A 20,675-nucleotide genomic window follows, 5' to 3' on the forward strand; every position below is an offset into this window, starting at 1 on the left:
TCCTCGACTACTGGTTCGGTGACTTCGAGCGTCTCGAAGAAACGATCGAAGAGGCGGATCACCTGGATGCGGTCACCCATGGCGATGACGGGCGGCAACGGACTTCACAACATGTCGAGAAGCCACCACTTGACGACATCCAGTTCCGGCAGGCACTCAACGCTTTGATTCAAGGGAATACCGAGACAATCATTAACGAAATCTACGATGGATACGGTGAACCGGCAACTAGTCCGATCAACCCGAACCTGGAGTTCTGGTACACTGAGGATTCACCTACCTTCGGTCCTGGAGAGGACGCCGCGCTCGAAATCCTCGAGGATGCCGGATATGAGTGGGACACTAACTATAACATATATCACCCTGAGGATCGAATGGATACCGTCGAAGAACGGCGGGAAGAGCATGATCTGTAAATATATAAATTATTAGACATGGTTAATAAAAGATATATACTCAGGCGATTTGCCCTGATGGTGACGTCGTTGTTTATCGTCATCTCAGTCCTTTTTGTCCTGTTTCGGTTAGTACCGGGTGATCCGATGGCGACCGTGCAGGATCCCCGAATGTCACCAGAAGTGCAGGAACAGGTTGTTGAGATGTATGGCCTCGATGAACCGTTGTGGCAGCAATATTTACTTTATATGTTTAATGTGATCCAGCTTGACTTTGGTGTCTCTTATTACTATGGACGTCCCGTTACTGGCATTGTGGGAGACCGATTAGTCAATACGCTCTCCCTGATGTTAACAGCCTATGTGATCTCCTATTCGATCGGAACGTACCTCGGTGCGCATATGGGTTGGCTTCGCGGTTCGCAGCTCGAGCGTATCGAGATGATTCTCGTCCTTTTCTGCCGGTCGATGCCGGTTTTCTGGGTCGGGATGGTTGCACTGTACTTGTTCGCGTTCCAGCTCGAACTGTTCCCGCTAGGCGGGATGCGAGGTGTCACCGCAACTTATGATTCCCAATTCGAGAAATTCCTCTCACTTGACTTCCTTTACCATCTCGTGCTCCCGGTATTCAGCCTGAGTCTCTTCTATACGGGACTTCCGTTATTACTCATGCGGAACAACGTGTTAGAAGTCCTCACACAAGATTATATCGAGACGGCTGAGGCGAAGGGACTCTCCGAACGCCGAATTGTGATCTGGCATGCAGCGCGCAATGCAATCTTGCCGGTCGTCACGGCGTTTGCAATCGCGATCGGTTTCGCTATCGGAGGACAGGTCTTGATTGAGACCGTATTCTCGTGGCCAGGACTCGGTCGCGAAATGGTTGATGCGTCGCTTCGAAGCGACTATCCGCTCGCTCAAGCGACGTTCTTCATCCTATCCGCAATTGTAATCACAATGAATTTCTTTGCAGATCTCGCATATACGTATCTTGATCCGCGCGTCAAACTTGGAGGTGAGCAACAGTGACAACGACAGACAGCAGCCAAAAATCCGAATCAGTAGAGTCAGTAGCCTCTACTGGATGGCGTCGGTTCCTTGAAAATCTGCGGGAAAGCGCAATAAAACAGGGTCGGATATTCATGCAATCCCGAATGGCGGTGTTCGGGCTGGGGATCCTGATATTTTATATGATCCTCGCTATCTTCGCACCAATCATCGCCCCATACGAGCCCTTTGAACGGATCATAGCTGATGATGGCTCCTGGAAATCACTTCATCCACCATCAATGGCACATCCGCTTGGGACGACTGAATCGGGTCACGATGTCTTGTCCCAGCTAATCTATGGTACACGAGTGGCCATGTTCGTTGGCCTCGTGGGCGCGTTCATGGTTGCATGTATCGGGACAGCTGTTGGAATGGTCGCGGGCTACTATGGTGGTCTTGTCGACGAACTAATAATGCGGCTCGTCGACATTCTCTACGGACTTCCGTTCATCCCCTTCGTCATCGTTTTGGCGACGATTTTGGGCGGAAGCATCTGGAACATTTTATTCGGCGTCGCACTGCTGTATTGGTTGTCTACTGCACGGGTTATCCGTTCAGAGGTGCTTTCGTTGAAAGAGCGACCGTATATCGAGGCCGCGAGGGCGTCTGGTGCCAGTGACTTCCGGATCATGTTCATTCACATCCTCCCGAACGTGATCCCGCTGAGCGCCCTGTACGCCGCAATCGCGGTTGGCTACTCAATCACGGCTGAAGCAAGCATTTCGTTCCTCGGCTTCGGTGACCCATCCCTTTCGTCCTGGGGGACAATGCTCCAGCGGTCGTTCGTGACACAGGAATTCGCCACCTCATGGTGGTGGTCAATCCCGCCAGGACTCAGTATCACACTGGTGGTCTTCGGTGCGTATCTCGCCGGTCGAGGTTACGAAGAAATTGCGAATCCGCAGCTACGGGAGGGTAGATAATCATGAGTATGCAACACACCGCACGGCTCGAACCACAGGAGAACGAACCGCTGCTTGAAGTCGATGGGATTTCCATCGAGTACACCACAAGAAGCGAGGGTAGTCTGCGCGCGATCGACGACCTGAGCTTCCGTGTGAGTGAAGACGAGATTTTCGGTCTCGTCGGTGAAAGCGGATGTGGAAAAAGTACTGTCGCGAAATCATTGCTGGGACTCTTACCCAACAACGGCGAAGTCGTCGAAGGAGATATCAGGTATCGAGGGGTAGACCTCACTGGTCTCAGCCGCGAGGAACTTAACGAGTTCCGCTGGGAACATATCTCATTGATCAGTCAGGGTGCAATGAACGCACTCAATCCCGTCCATAGGATTTCTAGTCAGATAATTGAATCAATTCAAGCACATAGGGATGTCTCTACTGATGAGGCGCGTGAGCGCGTCGCGGAACTGTTCGAACTCGTCGGACTTGACCCTGAACGGATGGATGACTATCCGCATCAGTTCAGTGGTGGAATGAAACAGCGTGCCTATATCGCGATGGCGTTGTCGTTAGACCCGGACCTCATCATCGCTGACGAGCCGACGACGGCCTTGGACGTCATTGTGCAAGACCAAATCCTCAAGCGGATCAAAGAATTACAAGAGGATCTTGGCATCTCGATGATCCTTATCTCACATGACATTAGCGTCGTTGCAGAAACATGCGACCGGCTTGGTGTCATGTATGCCGGAAAAATGATGGAGTATGGCGACCTGAAATCAATCTTCGGTGACACATACAATCCATACATGCTCGGACTCCAGAACGCATTTCCAACGCTCTCAGGCGAAAAACAGGACCTCATCAGTATTCCTGGGAGCACACCCGACCTAAAAGAAATCTCTGAAGAATGTCGATTCGTGAATAGGTGTCCGTTCGCAGAGAAAGAGTGTCGGACAACTCACCCACCCCTAGAGAAGGTAAACAATGACCACTACTCAGCCTGCTATCGGCACGATGACGTCGAGGAACTTCGTGAGCTTGCTAATAAACGTGAAGCATGGCACCAGGAGGGGAAGCTATGACCGGGGATTCTCTGCTTGAATGCAACGGACTTGAGAAGCATTTCCCTGTTGAGACAGGACTACTCTCGTCAATTCTTGGCAAGGAGGAGAAAGCAGTCCGCGCGGTTGACGGTATCGACTTGAGTATCGGTGAGGGAGAAATTGTTGGTCTCGCTGGAGAGTCTGGTTGTGGAAAAACAACGACTGGAAAGACCCTGATTAAATTGCTCGAATCGACGGGTGGAACAATACGCTTCAAAGGTGAAGACGTTACAGACATCTCAGGCTCTGAACTTCAGGAATTCAGACGTGATGTTCAGATTATCTTCCAAGATCCGTTCGAAAGTCTCAACCCACGGAAAACAGTCTTTGATGCCGTCGTTGAACCGTTGAAAATCCATAACATCGGAACCCGCGAACAGCGACGGGAACGGGTCGTCGAGACCCTCAAACAGGCTGAACTCCAGCCGCCAGAAAAGTTCCTTGATCAGTACCCGCATCAGCTCAGCGGCGGAGAAAAACAGCGCGTTGCCATCGCACGCGCTCTCGTCCTTGACCCAGACTTTATTCTCGCCGATGAACCTGTTTCGATGCTTGACGTAAGCATCCGTGCAGGGGTACTCAATCTCCTGAAACGCCTCAACGAACAACTCGGTGTCACGTTCTTATTCATCAGTCACGATCTCTCGTTGCTCCGACACGTATGTGACCGTATTGGGATCATGTATCTCGGCCGAATTATTGAACTCGGGGAAACAGAGCGAGTCATTCAGAATCCGACTCACCCATACTCCGAGGCGTTGATCTCCGCTGCGCCCGAACCGGATCCCTTCGCGAACCGAGAACATGTTGAGATCCGTGGCTCAATACCTGATCCAATCAACCTTCCCAGCGGCTGTCGGTTTAAGGATCGTTGCCCGGAACACCGTGAGGTCTGTGACTATGTGGACCCGCCGCTACTGGCGAACGAGGAATTAGGTAAATCGGTCGCCTGTCATCTCCATTACGAGGATGAGGACCAAGAACGATTCGCGGAACAGTACCGGGCGGAGGCACCAGCTGAAGCCGGTGCTCCAGACGACTATGTAGACACCAGTGTAACAGAAAACAACTAAATTCTTATTTTCAGTTTTACTGTCGGCACCACTTGTTACCAGTCTGGATAATCTTCAGCGCTCAGATTGTCAATGGGGTAGATAGGGTGGTGTACATTTTGATGGTCAAACTGACGCGGGTTCATCGCTGCGAGTCCTGGTGAGTCAACGGGTATCACGTGACTCGCTCGAGGTTCGTAGTCTGCACGGTAGTGGTTCGTACTCTTGACAACGAGTATATCAAACCGTTCGGGCTGAACACCGACATGACGCCAGATTTCGGTATCCGCTGGTTGATGCCGATTCTCTGTGACAATGACATCGATTTCGTCATTGGTTCCACACTGTAGACGAACCGTACGACCGAGATAGTTCTTTGTACCGGTCCCCTTTGGACCGTAGTTCAGGAATTCTCCATCTGTAATTGCTTTTACGTAGCTATCGAGATCCTTAATTGGCTCACCATGTCTGTCATCTGTCTTCCCACCGAGAGTAACGGTGACGCGATTTCCAACTCCGGTTTGGATACACTCTTCCACTACTTCTGGATCACGGATGATCGCCATTCCGGCGTTGGTTACCTCCTGTTTGATTAGTTCTCGCAAAATGGTTGTCCCATTGGCAGCACCACCGCCACCAGGGTTGTCTCCCACATCCGCAAGTACGACTGGTCCATCATCGTCGCTGATGTCCGCCGCTTTTTCTTTTGCTTCTGTGACGGCTTTCGGCGGTTTCAAGAAATCGCCGACAAACTCCTCTCGCACCTCCCATACCTTCTCCGAAAGGTCACGAGAGGCAGCTTTCGCGGCTGCAGGGTCACCATCTGCGATAACAGGGACTGAGAATCCCATCGACGGAACATCACTTCGACTGAATCCAGGGAATACGTTCACTTTCACTATCTTGTCACGCTCCTCTATCGACCGTGCATATTCCATAAGTTCCGCCATCGGCCCCTCTTGCGTGTTCTGCGTCGGAGTTACCGGGCTTAGTGGAGGCCGCTCAATGTGCATTACTGGCGAGCAGTCCCCCCGTATTGTCTCAATTAGTATCTCAAACCCGCGGCGGCCGGTGGCAGCCATATCCACGTGAGGGTATGTTTCATACGCGACAATTGCATCTGTTTCGTCGACAAGTTCATCGGTCACGTTACCGTGGAGATCAAGTGTTACAACGATCGGCAGATCATCACCAACTATCTCTCTGATACTCGATACAAGAGGCCCTTCTCCATCGTCCCTTCCTTCTACAACCATCGCACCATGTAGGGGAAGAATGATACCGTCTATTTCATCTTGATATTCCCGAATGTCACTGAGAAGGCGATCGCGATAGAACTCGAAAGCCTCGCGTGCGACTGTTGCACCTGGTGTTGCGCTAACAGCGAGAGACGTAATGAGGGAAATCTCTTCCTCCTCTGTGATCTCGATGACACCCCCGACACCAGTGTTGGTATCGCGGAGTTCTTTGTAAACGTCTTCACCGAAATATTCTCGCCGATTCTGGAAATTTTCTCGGGTAGTTTGTCCATCTGCAAATGTATTCGTTTCATGAGAGATGCTACCTACTAGCACAGTCTCTGTTGCCATACTAGATTGATTTAGTCTATCAAACATAATTCCATGGAAAGAGGTTATCCTCTCGGACAGTATCCTTCAGTCTGACCAAAAGTTAAAGAGACTCTAATAACAGGTTTCGTGTAATGAGCTTCGAGAGAATAGTTCAGACCACCGAGGAATCACTTGGACAAGACCGTAAGCGGCGTGAAGTGTTTCAGGAGGAACTCAGCGCTTACGAACAAGGCGAATGTACTCAGTTCAATCAGACTCGTGAAGCGATCGCCAGACAACAGGACTGTCTGGAGACTTTAAAAGAATATCTCGAAGCAGAACAATCAGAAATCGGGTCGCTCATCGATCAGTCTGAATTTCTGAACGTCGATCAAGCGGTACAACACCGCGAAGAGGCTATAGAAAAACTCTCACGACACAATGAGTTCCTTCTGGAGTATGTCGAGGCAGTCCAACAGGCGCTTGAGAAAATTACGCAGAATTTAGAAACGGTTGAAGCTGGCAACCCAGACAACGTTGAGGCTGATCCCGAACCTAATTTTAACCGGGCACGAAAAGCCCTGGAGAATCATAATAAAGTCGTCGATGGACTTGGTAAAAACATGCGTATCTTAAATGCTTATCTCATGTGAATGAGAGGTCGATAATATTTTGTACATGTAGTGTACATCATCTGTTAATCAATGACAAAGGATACCCCAATACATGAACGTCTCCGGCAACGAATGGGACTTTCTGTGCGACAGTGGACATGGGCAGTCACCCTGGTTTTTACCGCCCCATATCCTGTTTTCCTGTATCTGTTTTACACAACGTCAGTAGATCCAGAATTATTCGTATATGGAACCGGATTATATTCAATCATCGTTCTTGTGATTTACTTTATACTATAGCTAGGAGAACTATTTGTCAGTCAGCGCGTATAACAGTACCTGGCCGGTTCATAGTAACCACGCCGTCACGGACAACGAACTTTCCGTTCACTAGTACGTGCGAGATGCCATTCGGAGACCTTTGAGGATGTTCATAAGTCGCATCCGATCCCACTACCTGCGGATCGAACACGACAAGATCAGCGTCAAATCCGGGACGTAAGATTCCTTTTCGGTACAGGCCCATGAACCGGGCAGGAAGCCCAGTCATCTTGTGAACTGCTTCCTCAAGTGAAAGTATGCTTTCTTCTCGGACATACTTGCCAAGAATACGGGGATATGTCCCGTAAAGTCGCGGATGGGGCTTGCCACTGCCAAAGATACCATCAGTTCCGATGCAAGTGTGATCAGAACGTAATACAGTACGTACATCGGCCTCGTCGAGTTGGTGAAGAATCATTGTGACTTCTAAGTCGTTTTCGACGAGTAAATCACAGATAGCCTCGACTGGACTCGTGCCACGTACGTTGGCAATATGTTCAATAGTCTTTCCGACAACACTGTCACTGTCCGACTTTGTGCTAGCGATTTCAATGGCATCCCATCCGACGTAGGCGCCAGGGTTATGCCAATCATCGAGTCGGCGCTCCTCAATATCTTTTCTTATTTTATCGCGGATTGAATCGGTCTGTAGGTCTTCCAGGATACGTTCGAGAGTGTTCGACTTTACCCATGGTGGAAGCACCGCCATCAAACGTGTGCTCCCAGCTCTGTACGGGTAAACATCGGCGGTATAGTCAATACCACGTTCGCGTGCGTAAGTTACTAGTTGAGTGGCCATGTCAGATTTCCCTTTCAGAGGCGGGCCAATTACCTTGAAGTGGGAGTGATGAAGCGGGATATCCTCATCTGCACCAATATCCATGAATTCATCAAACGCATTCCAGATTTCGAAGCGTTCGCTCCGGATATGAGCGATGAGGGGGCGTTCAAACGGAGTTAGTTGACCTGCCAGTCGGCGGACCTCTTCAGTCGTCGCATGATACTGAGGCGTGTATACGAGTCCAGTAGAAAGACCGATAGCCCCGTCTTTGAGGCTCTCTGTAACAAGGTCAGCCATTTCATCCAGTTCTTTCTCGGTCGGTTCACGGGCCTCCATACCAAGCACGCTGAATCGCACAGTTCCGTGGCCGACGAGCGTTGCGATATTCGGGGCAATCTGGGTCTCCTCAATTGTATTCAGGTACTCCTCGGTACTGACCCAGTCCCATTTTTTGTCCATCCGTCCCGCGAGACCGCTGATCTGATCTTCCCACGCGTCAATAGCTTCTTCACGGTAAATCGGTGCCATTGAGAAGCCATCTTGGCCGAGGATTTCCGTTGTAATTCCCTGCCGTAGCTTTGGTTCCAGCGTTGGATCCTCAAATAATTGTAAATCAGAATGAGAATGGGAGTCAATAAATCCTGGACAGACAACATTCCCCTTGATATCAACCACATCTTCTGCATCTGGGATATTTTTACCACGGTGGATCGCACTAATACGACCATCGCAGACTACGACTGCTGCTCTGAACCACGGAGCGCCCGTTCCGTCAACGATTCTTGCATTTTTGAGAATGATATCATAGCACATACTCACCATAGTTCAGGAGAAATTACAAAAATATGTGTAATTCGGCAAACTTCGAGTTCAGCGTCGCTAAGATGAACATATGATAGTACAAATAATGTATTAGAATCTAGCGAAATTTTCGTAGAGACACTCATCCAACTGTTTTGGAGAGGAGATGGGATAACAGCAGATAATCGAAAAGATGGTACTTACTTTCCTGAGAAGGCGGATGTGCTTGTCTACAAGCTATACGAAAATATAAATGTTATATCTAAAGTATGATAAAATAAGAATGGAAATGCGTGGGAGAGATTGTTGTTCCGTCTTCTTTCATCCCCTCTATCAATTTCTAAGGTGTAAGGGGCTATGCCTCCTGACGTCCACTTCGTGCCTGGTCTTATTGTACTCGCTATGGTAGGCATGCTGTACCGGTTGGACTCGACAACCACCCCATAGGATACCCCAGCGCATATTGTCAGGTTGACCTTTACCGATCTATGTGTCAAATTGGTGGTTGGCTGAAGCGGCTGTTACGGAAAGGTGCAAACTACCACCGGTATTTCTGTCAACCAAAATAGATGGTGTTGACTGATTACCTCCCACCAGCTGGTAGAGAATCGGTAGTAGTTGACGACAGCCGGGACGTCTGAGTGGCCGAAGTAGGATGGGTAAAGACTGTATCACTCGGTTGGCGGTGTCCTGCAAGCTCTCAATGGTGAGCACAGATGTGAACCGATACCCTGCGGATCCGCTGGCAAATGCCCGACACCAGACTCCAGTCGTCTCAGCATCGTTCTCTGTATTGGACCGTGTTGTATCCAACGTGGCAGTCCGTCGCCGGCGGAAAACGGCTCCTGTCTCGGCATAGACGACATCGGAATCTCGCTCCAGGTACGAGAGGAGTTCGTCGGCTGCGTCAATTGGATCGCGTTCGGTACTCATTGTCGAATGCCCGTCGTCCAGGCATAAAAAACAGTCGCGAATCGGCAACAGTCAGTTTCGGAATCGTATCTGGCTTTACTTTTCGTAGTTCCAGCGATTGCCAACCTTCAGCTCCCGGACGTAGCTATCCGAAAGATCATCGCGAACAGCTTCGGGTTCTCTGTGTGGAATCTCTCGCTCCGGTTCGGAGACAGCAAGCGTTCCCTCAGCGATCAGTACTGCAATCTCACGGAGTGTTCGGCTGTCGAGTTTATCGAGCGTGTCCGCATGAGTGTGTCCCCACCCGCGGCCGGTTTGTTCGTCAGACGCTGAACTGACCATTACCCCGGGGACGCCCTTCTCAACAAATGCCCACTGGTCGCCGTGTGGACTGACATCATCGCTTGTCTGGAGCGGGACATCGAACGCAGCAGCGACGTCACGGAACGCCTCCTCGACCGGACTGAACCCGCTAGAGCGGACGTGAAGCGTTCCAGACCGACCTGCGCCATCGATATTGATGATGGCTTTCACGCGGTCGACATCGACGGTGTCTGCCGCATGATACGCACCACGGAGACCGATCTCCTCGGAGCCGAAGGTAACAAAACGAGTTCGAACGTCGAGATCGGCTTCCATCTGCGCAAGCAGCCGACCGATTTCAGCGACGAGTACGCTTCCAACGCCATTGTCGTTTGCTCCCTCGGCGATGTCGTGGCTGTCGTGGTGTGCTGTGACCCAGACTTCCTCCTGCGTATCGGGACCAAGTTCGCCAACGACGTTCTGCGAGGTCGTTGGTTCGTTCCGACAGTCAACCGAGAGTGTTACTTGCACCGGCCCCTCTTCACAGTAGCGTTCAAGACGGGCGCCTAGCTCCTTACTGATACCGACAGCAGGGAGTTCTCCGGGCCGTGCGTGGTAACCCACTTCGCCAGTCGGCGGAAGACAACCCGCAACGTGATTCCGGAACACAAACGCCTCGGCACCGCCCTCGATAGCGCTGGCGTACTTCTCCATTCGGTGGAGCCAGCCGTCATAGTCGTCCGGTACATCGCTCGAAACCATGACGACCTTCCCCTCTATATCCGTGTTCTCGAACTCGGCGCCCGTCCCGTGACCAACATCGACGAGTTCCGCTTCGACGGTTCCGTCGGTACAGCCCGGCAGAGCGAAGAGCTGATGTGGCGCGTTATAGTGCTTGTCGCGGTCCGGGAGTTCGAGCACGGAGGAACCGCGCCACCAACCAGGTATTTCGAACTCTTCGATACCAACCTCGTTCAGCCCGGCGTCCTCGAAGGCGTCGACGATAACGTCAGCACCCTCGCGTTCACCTGCCTGACCTGCCATTCGGTTTTCAACCTCGACCAGGTCAATGAGGGTGTCCCACGCGTTCGTATTCGAATATGCATCTCCAAGAACGGATTCTGGTAGCCGTGGCATACCGGATTCGCATCATCCCAGGAAATGAATGTAAGGAAAGCGGAAAGACAGACAACTACTGACCTCACTGTCATTTACCGAACTCGTTCTTCTGGAAACACAGCGGCTCATGCACCGAGAATTCCCGGATAACAATCGTATCTTCATCAGCAGTGGAAAGTATATATTCCCAATAAGACCGCAAGGAACATAAGAATCCCGCGTGTATCCCTCATTCAGCGTTCATAATTCGATGGAGCGTTTGAACGACTACCTCCACTCCAACGTCAAGTGCCTCTTCATCAAAGTCGAACGTCGAAGTATGGTGTCCGGACGGATTGCTCGCACCAATCCCGATATAGGTTCCTTTGCCACCAGTTGCTTGCACACGCTTGATAAGATAAGACGCATCCTCGCTGGCACCAATCTGGTCTCGGTCGACTACTGTCGTCACTGAGTCACACGAACGAGCGGCAGTAGCCACTTCTGAGACGATTTCATCATCTGCAGTAAACGAAGTCGTCTTCCCATACAGAGACAAATCGTACTCGACATTGTGCATTCCGGCAGCATGCCGAATGATTCGATGAACCGAATCCGACATATATTCGTTTATCGCTGCTGTCTCACCACGAACCTCGACACGCATTTCAGCACAGTCAGAGATGACATTTTGCGCGTTTGGTGAATGGACTTGTCCGACATTAACACGTGTTATGCCATTCTCATGACGGGGGATTCCATAGAGATTCTGTATTGCTGTTGTTGCTGCATGAAGTGCGTTCTGTCCCTCGTTTGGTGCTTTTCCGGCGTGTGCGGGTTTACCGGAAAACGTAACATCAACCTTAGAGTTCGATAACGGGCGGTCATACCCTGCAATGATCTTTCCTGTCTCGTTTCCAAGGCCGAGATGGAGAGCAAGCATATAGTCAACGTCAGATATGAGTTCTGTTTTACTCATTGGGTACCCACCTCGTCCCCCTTCTTCTGCTGGCTGGAAAAATAGATGTAATTTTCCCGAAACAGTATTCACAGCCTCGAGCGCTCGAGCAATCCCGATCCCGATAGTCGTATGGCCATCATGGCCACAGGCGTGCATTTCGTTCGGATGGTGACTGGCGAACCCTTCGACAGCTGGTCGATGCTCTGGGTCGCTTGCTTCGGTCATCTCGAGTGCATCCATGTCAACGCGAACACCGACGACCGGGCCGCTGCCATCACCGAACGTTTTCTCCGCGACAAGCCCAGTCGTATCTCCCATCTCCGCAAGGTATTTTTCAGGAGCTCCTTCGTCAAGCGCACGGTCACGCGCTCGCTGAATTTCGTCATCTGAAGGGACACCGAGTCGCTCATCGGTGTTTAGTGCGTCGGTACCGAGGTGGAGAGTATATCCGCGGTTATCGAGTTCTTCTGCGACAAGTGCTGTCGTTCGAAACTCTTTCCAGCCCGCTTCAGGATACTTGTGCAGTTCACGGCGCAATTCTGGGAGCGACAACTCCATGGCTTTTGGCATGCTCTATGAGCACATATCCACCGTTATAAAGATTCACTGTGATAGACCACAGACGCAGCGAACGCTTGCTCGAGTCGTCCTTCAATACGACGTGTGTGAATGCCGTAGTACTTGATGTCCGCTTCTCCCGCCATTCGAAACGTTGCAGCGGCCCCCTGTCTCTGTGTAATTTGGGCACAAATTCGGATGGCGACGGGGTTGCTCCTGATAAACTACGCCGTCTGAGGCACACACCACGTGGCGAAACACGCCAGTGACTCTTATAGAGGTCCGCGTGTCATCAACAGGCATGAATGTACACGCAGAGCGACTTCGTGACGACCTGCTCGCGAACGGCGAGTTCGGCCGCGTCGGTGCCGACGAGGGCCACGGGCGGACGGTGTTGACCGGTTCAAGTGACGATCGAGACGCCCGGGAGTATCTGGTCGAACGGATGGACGAACTAGGACTCGATATTCGCATCGACCCGGTCGGAAACATCGCCGGTCGGTGGATCCCGGACAGCGTAGATACGAACGCTGCACCGGTCGCGGCCGGCAGTCACCTGGATTCCGTTCCGCGCGGCGGTATCTTCGACGGGCCACTCGGCGTGTACGCTGCACTCGAGTCCGTCCGAGCAATGCAACTCGCCGGCGTCGAACCCGACCGACCGATCGACGTCGTCAGCTTTACCGAAGAGGAGGGAGGTCGGTTCGGGACCGGCCTCCTCGGCTCGTCGGTCGCGTCGGGCAAGCGGTCGGTGGACGAAGCGCTCGCCTTTGAGGATGAGTCGGGAACGACGCTGGCGGAGCACCTGGAGGCGATCGGGTTTCGCGGCACCGATCGCCTCGATGCGAGCGACTGGGACGCCTGGTTCGAACTGCACATCGAGCAGTCGACGACGCTCGAGGACGCCGGTGCTCCGGTCGGGATCGTGACCGCGATTACGGGACTAACGAACTGCGGCGTGACGTTCGTCGGGGAGGCGAATCACGCCGGTGGGCAGCTGATGGATGGCCGAACCGATGCACTCGTCGCCGCGGCTGAATTCGTCGAACAGGTCGAACACGCCGCTCGAGAAGTCGCAGCGACTGAGAGTTCCTTTGCGGTCGCGACGGTGGGCGAGATCGACGTCGAACCCGGCGCACGAAACGTGATTCCCGGAGAGGCGCGACTCAGCGTGGATATCCGCGACGTGGACACGGCGGTGATGGACGAGCTCGTCGACCGCGCTCGAAAAGCCGTCGCTCGAATCGAACGGGAACGGGAACTCGATGGGAACCTCGAGCGCTACCGGACGACGGAGCCGGCACACATGAACGAGCGCTGCGTGCGGGCGCTTCGTGATGCGAGCGAGCAACGGGAGCTAAAGACGGTCGAGTTGCCGTCCGGCGGCGGTCACGATACGATGCACGTCGGACGGGTGACCGATGTCGGGATGCTGTTTGCACCCTCGCGAGACGGCATCTCCCACAATCCTCTCGAGTGGACCGACTGGGAGGACTGCGCAAAGTGTACGCAGGTACTCGCCGATGCACTTGCCGCACTCAGCGGGGGACGGTCGGCGTAGACCCACAGATGGGGCTTCCCGCCAAATAACCCGAAGGTCTTTGATTGGTAACAGATATCATTCAACACATCATGTACGATGCAGTCGTCGTCGGTGGCGGTATCGTCGGCTCCTCCATCGGCTACCACCTGGCTCGAGCGGGAGTCAACACAGTACTGCTCGATCGGAACGACGAGGGGCGAGCAACCACAGCCGGCGCGGGCGTGATCTCGGCCGCCACGAGCAGCCGCACCGCCGACGACGACTGGTTCGAGTTTGCCACCGACGCCGTTGGATACTATCCGGAACTCGTCTCCCAACTCGAGCGCGAGGGGCATAGCGACACGAGTTACGGCCGACTGGGAACCATCGCCGTCGCGATTGAGACGGACGAACTCGAGTCCTACGACGAGACGGTCGCGCGAATCGATTCCCGGCAGAGCGACCTGGCTCCCGTCGACGAACTCGATCCCGCGGCAGCCGTCGACCGATTCCCGCCGCTCGCCGAACCGAAACGAGCGTTCCACCATCCCGGGGCTGCACGCGTCAACGGGGATGTCTTCGCCCGTGCGCTTCGCGACGCGGGGCGCGAACACGGCCTCACGACGATGACCGGTGACGTGACCGAGGTCCGAATCGACGGCGACCAGGTCACCGGTGTCGAAACCGCTTCCGGGTCCCGGTTCGATGCCGAGCACGCCGTGATCGCCGGCGGCGCGTGGAGTTCTTCTTTCGGCGAGCAACTGGCCGTCGAAATCCCGGTCACGCCCAAGCGCGGGCAGATCGTCCATCTCGAGCACCCGAATGCGGACACGGGAACGTGGCCGATTGTGAAGGCCTTCCGCCACCACTATATCGTTCCCTGGCCGGACGGCCGGCTCGTGGTCGGCGCGACTCGCGAAGCGGGCGTCGGTTTCGAGCCGCGGATAACCGCCGGTGGCATCCACGAAGTGCTGGAGGAGGCGCTGCGCGTTGCGCCCGGTCTGGCCGATGCGACCGTGGTGGACCGCCGCGTCGGACTCCGTCCCGTCTGCACGGACGGGATGCCGGTGCTCGGAGCCGTCCCAGATATCGACGGCGCATTTCTCGCCACCGGGCACGGTGCGACCGGGCTTATGATTGGACCCTACAGCGGAAAGCTCGTTGCTGACCGCATCGCCGACACGGGAAGCGTTCCGGATCGCTTCTCAGTGACTCGGTTTGAGGACTCGTCGGAAACCAAGTAACGAGGAACTCCGCTAGGGAATCACCCGTCTACGATGATCACGACCATCACGAGTCCGGTTGCGATCAACGAAAGGATACCGAGAAGCATCCAGCCCGCATCGTAGCCGACTGTGTCAATCAGATACCCAAACACTGGCGGTGTGATCAGGCCACCCGTCGTCGCTGCAAGTTGGCCGACGGCAGAGGCGGCACCGATGTCATCGTCTGCGACAACCGTCGAAATACAAGAGTAGTACAGCCCCGTTGATCCGAGCGCGAAGATTCCGACTGCCGAAAAGACGACTCCGGCGCCGATTGGCGTGCTGAGCATCGTGATGGCGAAAAAGAGGACGCCGCCAACGAGCGTTTGCACCGCCAGAATCGAACCGATTCGGGTCCGCGGGTCACCCGGTAAGACGTCCGCGAGCCATCCCGCCACCACCTTCCCGGCGCTGCTGAACACCTGTAAAAGGGCCAGAATGAGGCCGCCGGTGGCGACCGCCGCGCCGACAGAATCCTCAACGTACATCACCGTGTATCCCGTCGTCGTGTAGAATCCAGCACCGATACAGACCCCCGCAGCGACGAGCAGGAGATACGAGCGATTCGCGATGAGCGCCCGGAAATTCGGATACGAAGCCACGGTCGTGCTGGCCCCTTGATACGTGACATAAAACAGTATCGCAGTGGTGAAGCCGGTCACCGCGGCGATGAGGAATCCGATCTGCCAGAAGAAAATCCCGACGAGACCGGTGACGAGGAGCGCGCTGATCGCGCTGCCAATCGTCGGCCCAATCTGTTTGATACCGATCGCTCGGTGTTGTCGTTCCGGCTGAATGTTGTCGAAGATGGCTTTGTTCGTTCCCGGCGTCGCCGTACCGTACATTGACCCGAGGACGAACGCTGCACCTAGCAACAGCCCATACGTTGGTGCGATGGCGATCAGCAGCGCGCCGGTCGCGAGTCCGATCAACCCAACCGTGAGCGTTCGATGTTCGCCGAATCTGTCCGTCACGACGCCGATCGGGAGGAGAAAAATGGCGTATCCGAGTGTCAAAGCGGTGATGACGAACCCGACGGACACACCGGAGAGCGAGAACGCGTCGCGAAACAACGGCGTGCCGGCGTACACCGCGTAGTAGCAGATGCTCGCTGCGATGTGCCAGATGGTTACCTGTGAGACGAGTCGCCAGAAACGAGTCGCCATACTGCCACACACGATAGTATTCGATTAACCATTGTGGTTGAGGCAAGACAAAACGAATGCGAACAATGCTGAGTCGGTGGGACATGCTCACGGGGACGCGATATAGATCTCAAGCGCATACCTTCGCTCGAAGACACTAGGAGTGGTTCACTCTGAAGCAACGTCCTCAGAACCGTACGGTTCTGATGGGCTGCACAACCCCGCGAGCCCGTAGTCGTCGGTCGCGACCTCGTCGATCGGGTTCGATTCAACGAGTCCGAATTTCAAACCGGCAGACGTCGTATCGATATCGCCGTATAATGTCAGAGAAGCTAACATTCAGGGTGCGTACTCGAGTGTGTGGAGCGGAGTTATCGGAGGCTCTCGTTCGGGCATTGCCTATCAAGTTACCATATTCGAGTCGGCAGCAGGCCAAAACTAGAGTGCTGTGCCGACTACCGTTACCGGACAACGGATTGCCAATCGGAACAGAGGACGCAAAAAGCCGGTTGTCATAGGGATCAGTAGACGAGTTCATTGTCTCACCTCGTACGGTTCCCCCAGTGACCTCGTTTTCTCGTAGCTGCCTTCGAATATCCACACTAATCTCTACCAGTCTTGGTCGCGTTCTGACACTGATTCTCGAAGTACTAATCGAACGCTTTTGCCGAGACACAGACAGTCAAGGGACACGGTCGGCCACGTAGGACCGATGTCTGGACTGTCGCAACGGGAACTCGAGTTTGCGCTTCTGATCAGTTCGGCGCACTTTGCCCAGCACGTCTTCTACCGCGTGCTGCCGCCACTCATTCCCGTTCTCGCGGTCGCACTCGAGTACCCGCTGTGGCAACTGGGGCTGTTGATCACGCTGTACTCGATCGGGATGGGTGTCGTTCAGGCGCCGCTCGGCGTCCTCGCCGACAGGATCGATCGGCGTTACCTCCTCCCGACGGGGATCATGATCTCCGGCGCGGCGTACGTCCTCTTCGCGTTCGCGCCGGTCCTCGGCGGGCCGCTCCCTACCGTAACGATCCTCGGAACCACCTTCGAGGGCGGATTCCTCGCCATGGCCGGCGCGATGGTGATTGTCGGAGTCGGACTGGCCGTCGTCCACCCGGCCGGCTACCCGATGATTACGGACAACGTCGACGAGCAGAACAAGGGGAAGGTCCTCGGGTTTTTCGGCGCCTCGTCGAAACTCGGCGACGCCGCAACGCCCGCCGCCATCGCCGGCTTGATCCTCCTGCTGTCCTGGGAGGGAATCATCCTCGGCTTCGGTGCGGCGGGAGTGCTCTACGGGGCCGCTCTCTTTCTCGCGCTCCGCAGCGACGAATTTGAGACGGTCCCGTCCGGGCAGCGAACCGAGGGCGACGCCGACCCGACGACGACGACGGAACTGGTCCGCGAAGAGCGGCGGACCTTCCTCTATCCCATGACCGTGATTTACGTCTTTTTCGTCTCGAGCGGCGCGACGAGCCACGCTATCACCGCCTTTCTCCCGGCGTTTCTGGTCGCAGTGTACGCCCACTCGTTCGAAGTCTTCGGCGTCCACGTCGGCGCCGAGTCGGTGGCCAGCGGCTACTTCGCGCTGGTATTGCTCGCCGGTGCCGCGATACAGCTGTACCTGGGTGGGGTGAGTGACGAGTACGACTCGCGGCTTGTGCTGGTCTGCTGTATGGGGCTCGCGACCGTCGGCATGGTAGCACTCGCCGTCTTCGACCTGCACCCGGCAGCACTGATCGCCGTGCTGTTCGTCCTCGGTGGCGGTCTCTACGGCGTCAACCCGGCTCGAGATGCGCTGATCAGCGACCTCACGCCGCCAGAGTTCGAGGGGCGGGCGTTCGGCTACATCTTCACGGCCGCGACGCTGACCGGCGCGGCGTTTCCCACCCTCATCGGCTACCTACTCGAGCACCTCGGAATGCGCGCTGGCTATCTCGTCATGTCAATCGGAACCGTGCTGGCGGCCGCCTGCGTCGCGTTGCTCTATTCCGATTGGGTCTACGTCCCGGAGTCGGAGCCGGACCCGGATCTTCGGACCGATCCCGAAGGATCGGACTGATAGAGCGGTTCGAGGTACTTGGTGTGTCTAGTTTACCTAAATCGAGGCGCCAATGCTCTTTCTTCAACGAGCGCTGAAGGCACGAGCAGGGAGGGATACAATGCCCCCAGAAATCTTCTATGCACCCTCTCCGTAACATCCCTTCTCTGCAGTCGTTACTCGAGTTTGCTTCAGACACCATTGTCGTCTACTGTGTCGGAAGTGAACGCCACTACTACAACGAGCTCGTACCAAAGGCCCAGTGACGAACGCATCGTGACGAACGTTGGCTCTAGAGGTGCTCGTCGAATGCCGCTTCAATCTTCTCGAATGTTCGTCTCCACGTCGATCGTTTCGAAAATACGTGTCCTTCGCCAGGATAGTACTCGGCCTCGAACTCGACGTCGAGATCGAGCAGCGTGTTCACCACGATGTCCTGTTGCTCGACGTTCACGTACCGGTCAGCCGTGCCGTGGAAGCTGTACAACGGCGTCTCGTATCGGTCCATATGGGTGACCGGGCTGGCGTCGTCCCATCGGTCGGGGTTCTCGAGTGGGTGTCCCATCACAGTCGTCGCTGCGGAGGAAATGTCGGGGAATTTCGTCTCGGTCGCCCACTCGTGGTAGTTTGCTGTGTCGGCGAGTCCGGCGATGTTGACCGTGACGTCAAATGTTCCGGGATGGGTTCCGGGGAGCTGAAGCGCAGCGTAGCCACCGTAGGAGAGTCCCCATTGCCCTACTGAATCGGAAGTGTACTCGAGGGCACGCAGATAGTCAGCGGCGCGAGCGATGTCGTCCATCTCGACCCGCCCACGGTCGCCGCCGATCGCTCCTCTGAACGCCCGGCCGTAGCCGATGCCACCGCGGTAGTTCACAAATAGGCTGACGTACCCTTTCGTAGCAAGGTACTGCTGATACGCATAGGCAAGCCCGTACGAGCGAGATGGGTGGAAGCCATCTCGTATCTGGCGCATCGGCCCGCCGTGGACGTAGACGACACCCGGGAGGTCGGTCGCGTCGTCGGGAACGGACTCGCTTTGGCGTGGATCGAGGAGATAGCTCTCGATCGTCAGCTCACCACTCTCGAACGTGACCCGCTCCGGTTCGATCGGTGGTTCTGGCCACTCGTGAACGCTAGAGTGGGTTAGCTGGGTGTCAGTCTGCGTAGCCGGTTCGGCCGGCTCAGCACTGGACGACTCGGACTCGAGTTCGTGGACGCGAATCTCCGGAGACCGGTCGCGACTTGCATGGATGTAGGCGACGTGATCGCTGTCTGGTGACGGTCGCGGTTCGACGTTTGTTCCCGGCGTTTCGACCAGCGGTTCTGTCGTTCCATCGAGCGTAACCGTGTAGAGCTGTCGCTGACCTGTATCTTGTCGGTTTGACGCGAAAACTAAGCGGCTATCGTCGATCCATCGCGGCGCAGAATCGGCGAGACCTTTGTCCTCGAAGGCCCCCTCAGTGAGTTGAGTACGTTCGCCTGAGGTGACATTGATCACATGGATGTGCTCATAGCCATCAACTGGGAGCGCCGCGGCCAGCAACGTACCGTCGGGGGAGAAACGAGGTGACCCACGCGAGAGTGCACCGGTCTCTTCGTCGACTTCCTGGAAGAATACAGTCTCGGTCCGCGGATCATCGACATCGACGGCGATGATTTCACGAACGGTCCCGTACTCACGTCGGCGCTCGTAGCATAGCCGTCCGTCGCCAAGCCAGAATGGAGAGTGTGACGAAGCGTCAGGACGGGTTCGCCAGACGAGGTCCCCGTTCTCGGTGTTGATCACGCCGACGCACTTTGTCTCACAGTCTGTGAATCGGTAGGCGAGCAGACCGTCCTCACGCCAGGCAAACGCACGCTCTCCGCCAAGAAACGGACCCCGTTCTGGAACATCGAACGCACGTTCGACGCCATCGGTCAGTGACCGAGTTCGGGGTTCACCGTCCCGATAGAACGCGAGGCGCGCCCCATCGTGCGACCAGGTGAGCGATGTATCGCCGTCGGGTGTGCGCGCGATCTCCGAGACGGATTGCTCACGAGGATCAATGAGGGTTGTCAATCCGTCCTCAGTCGTACAGACGAGTTGTGGCTCCGCTGGCGACCACGTGAACTCTGCGACGTGTTCGTCGGCTGGCCGGACGCGCCACGGCTCCTTTCCTGGGCGACCAATGAGCAGTTCCTTTCCATCGTCTTCGTGTACCGTCGTGGCGAGAAACGAACCACACGAGGACCACGTGGGAGTGTCAGGCCATTCAAGATCGAGAACATTGTTGAGCGTGAGCATAGCCCACTGTTACG

15 protein-coding genes are annotated in these 20,675 nt (G+C 55.1%); 9 read left to right on the plus strand and 6 right to left on the minus strand.

The genetic code is table 11. From position 1 onward, the window contains the following. From BBD46_RS21265 to BBD46_RS21285, 5 genes are all read left to right on the plus strand, one after another. A partial coding sequence (locus BBD46_RS21265) for an ABC transporter substrate-binding protein (RefSeq protein ID WP_253184619.1) occupies positions 1-416 on the plus strand: 416 nt, incomplete at its 5' end. A gap of 18 nt (positions 417-434) precedes the next feature. Continuing rightward, positions 435-1,424 carry an ABC transporter permease gene (locus tag BBD46_RS21270; RefSeq protein WP_071403666.1) on the plus strand — a complete coding sequence of 330 codons (990 nt, stop codon included), beginning with the start codon at positions 435-437 and terminating at the stop codon, positions 1,422-1,424. Next, positions 1,421-2,368, plus strand: coding sequence for an ABC transporter permease (locus BBD46_RS21275; protein ID WP_071403667.1), 948 nt, complete (start codon positions 1,421-1,423; stop codon positions 2,366-2,368). Before BBD46_RS21270 ends, BBD46_RS21275 begins: the two co-directional genes overlap by 4 nt. A gap of 2 nt (positions 2,369-2,370) precedes the next feature. Further along, positions 2,371-3,432: an ABC transporter ATP-binding protein gene (locus BBD46_RS21280; protein WP_216094838.1), complete on the plus strand. Its 1,062-nt coding sequence runs from the start codon at positions 2,371-2,373 to the stop codon at positions 3,430-3,432. After that, positions 3,429-4,526 (plus strand): ABC transporter ATP-binding protein, encoded by a 1,098-nt coding sequence (locus tag BBD46_RS21285; RefSeq protein ID WP_071403668.1) that lies wholly within the window; start codon positions 3,429-3,431, stop codon positions 4,524-4,526. The genes BBD46_RS21280 and BBD46_RS21285 overlap by 4 nt, the downstream gene beginning before the upstream one ends. A gap of 35 nt (positions 4,527-4,561) precedes the next feature. On the opposite strand, the gene BBD46_RS21290 is transcribed toward BBD46_RS21285, so the two are convergent. After that, positions 4,562-6,094: a M81 family metallopeptidase gene (locus tag BBD46_RS21290; RefSeq protein ID WP_071403669.1), complete on the minus strand. Its 1,533-nt coding sequence runs from the start codon at positions 6,092-6,094 to the stop codon at positions 4,562-4,564. Between the two features lie 113 nt (positions 6,095-6,207). Here BBD46_RS21290 and BBD46_RS21295 point away from each other — a divergent pair, with 113 nt between their 5' ends. Beyond that, entirely contained in the window at positions 6,208-6,708 is a 501-nt protein-coding gene (locus BBD46_RS21295; protein ID WP_071403670.1) for a hypothetical protein, read from the plus strand. A 277-nt stretch (positions 6,709-6,985) separates the two neighbouring features. Here the strand turns inward: BBD46_RS21295 and BBD46_RS21300 are convergent, their stop codons facing one another. From BBD46_RS21300 to BBD46_RS21310, 3 genes are all read right to left on the minus strand, one after another. Next, positions 6,986-8,584: an N-acyl-D-amino-acid deacylase family protein gene (locus BBD46_RS21300; RefSeq protein ID WP_071403671.1), complete on the minus strand. Its 1,599-nt coding sequence runs from the start codon at positions 8,582-8,584 to the stop codon at positions 6,986-6,988. Between the two features lie 996 nt (positions 8,585-9,580). Next, complete coding sequence (locus BBD46_RS21305) at positions 9,581-10,924, minus strand: M28 family peptidase (protein ID WP_071403672.1); 1,344 nt, start codon at positions 10,922-10,924, stop codon at positions 9,581-9,583. 211 nt (positions 10,925-11,135) lie between these two features. Beyond that, positions 11,136-12,416, minus strand: coding sequence for an amidohydrolase (locus BBD46_RS21310; RefSeq protein ID WP_071403673.1), 1,281 nt, complete (start codon positions 12,414-12,416; stop codon positions 11,136-11,138). A 289-nt stretch (positions 12,417-12,705) separates the two neighbouring features. Here BBD46_RS21310 and BBD46_RS21315 point away from each other — a divergent pair, with 289 nt between their 5' ends. After that, on the plus strand, positions 12,706-13,965 hold the full coding sequence (locus BBD46_RS21315; protein WP_071403674.1) for a M20 family metallo-hydrolase: 1,260 nt from the start codon (positions 12,706-12,708) through the stop codon (positions 13,963-13,965). Between the two features lie 71 nt (positions 13,966-14,036). Beyond that, positions 14,037-15,170, plus strand: a complete 1,134-nt coding sequence (locus tag BBD46_RS21320; RefSeq protein ID WP_071403675.1) for an NAD(P)/FAD-dependent oxidoreductase — start codon at positions 14,037-14,039, stop codon at positions 15,168-15,170. Between the two features lie 20 nt (positions 15,171-15,190). Here the strand turns inward: BBD46_RS21320 and BBD46_RS21325 are convergent, their stop codons facing one another. Continuing rightward, complete coding sequence (locus tag BBD46_RS21325; protein WP_071403676.1) at positions 15,191-16,357, minus strand: MFS transporter; 1,167 nt, start codon at positions 16,355-16,357, stop codon at positions 15,191-15,193. Between the two features lie 691 nt (positions 16,358-17,048). Between BBD46_RS21325 and BBD46_RS21330 the strand changes: the two genes are divergently transcribed. Continuing rightward, positions 17,049-18,398, plus strand: a complete 1,350-nt coding sequence (locus BBD46_RS21330; protein WP_071403677.1) for an MFS transporter — start codon at positions 17,049-17,051, stop codon at positions 18,396-18,398. 271 nt (positions 18,399-18,669) lie between these two features. Here BBD46_RS21330 and BBD46_RS21335 read toward each other — a convergent pair whose 3' ends face one another. Beyond that, positions 18,670-20,661: a S9 family peptidase gene (locus BBD46_RS21335; protein ID WP_071403678.1), complete on the minus strand. Its 1,992-nt coding sequence runs from the start codon at positions 20,659-20,661 to the stop codon at positions 18,670-18,672. Positions 20,662-20,675 lie beyond the last annotated feature (14 nt).

The sequence above is a fragment of the Natrialba sp. SSL1 genome (assembly GCF_001861355.1).
Lineage (GTDB): Archaea > Halobacteriota > Halobacteria > Halobacteriales > Natrialbaceae > Natrialba.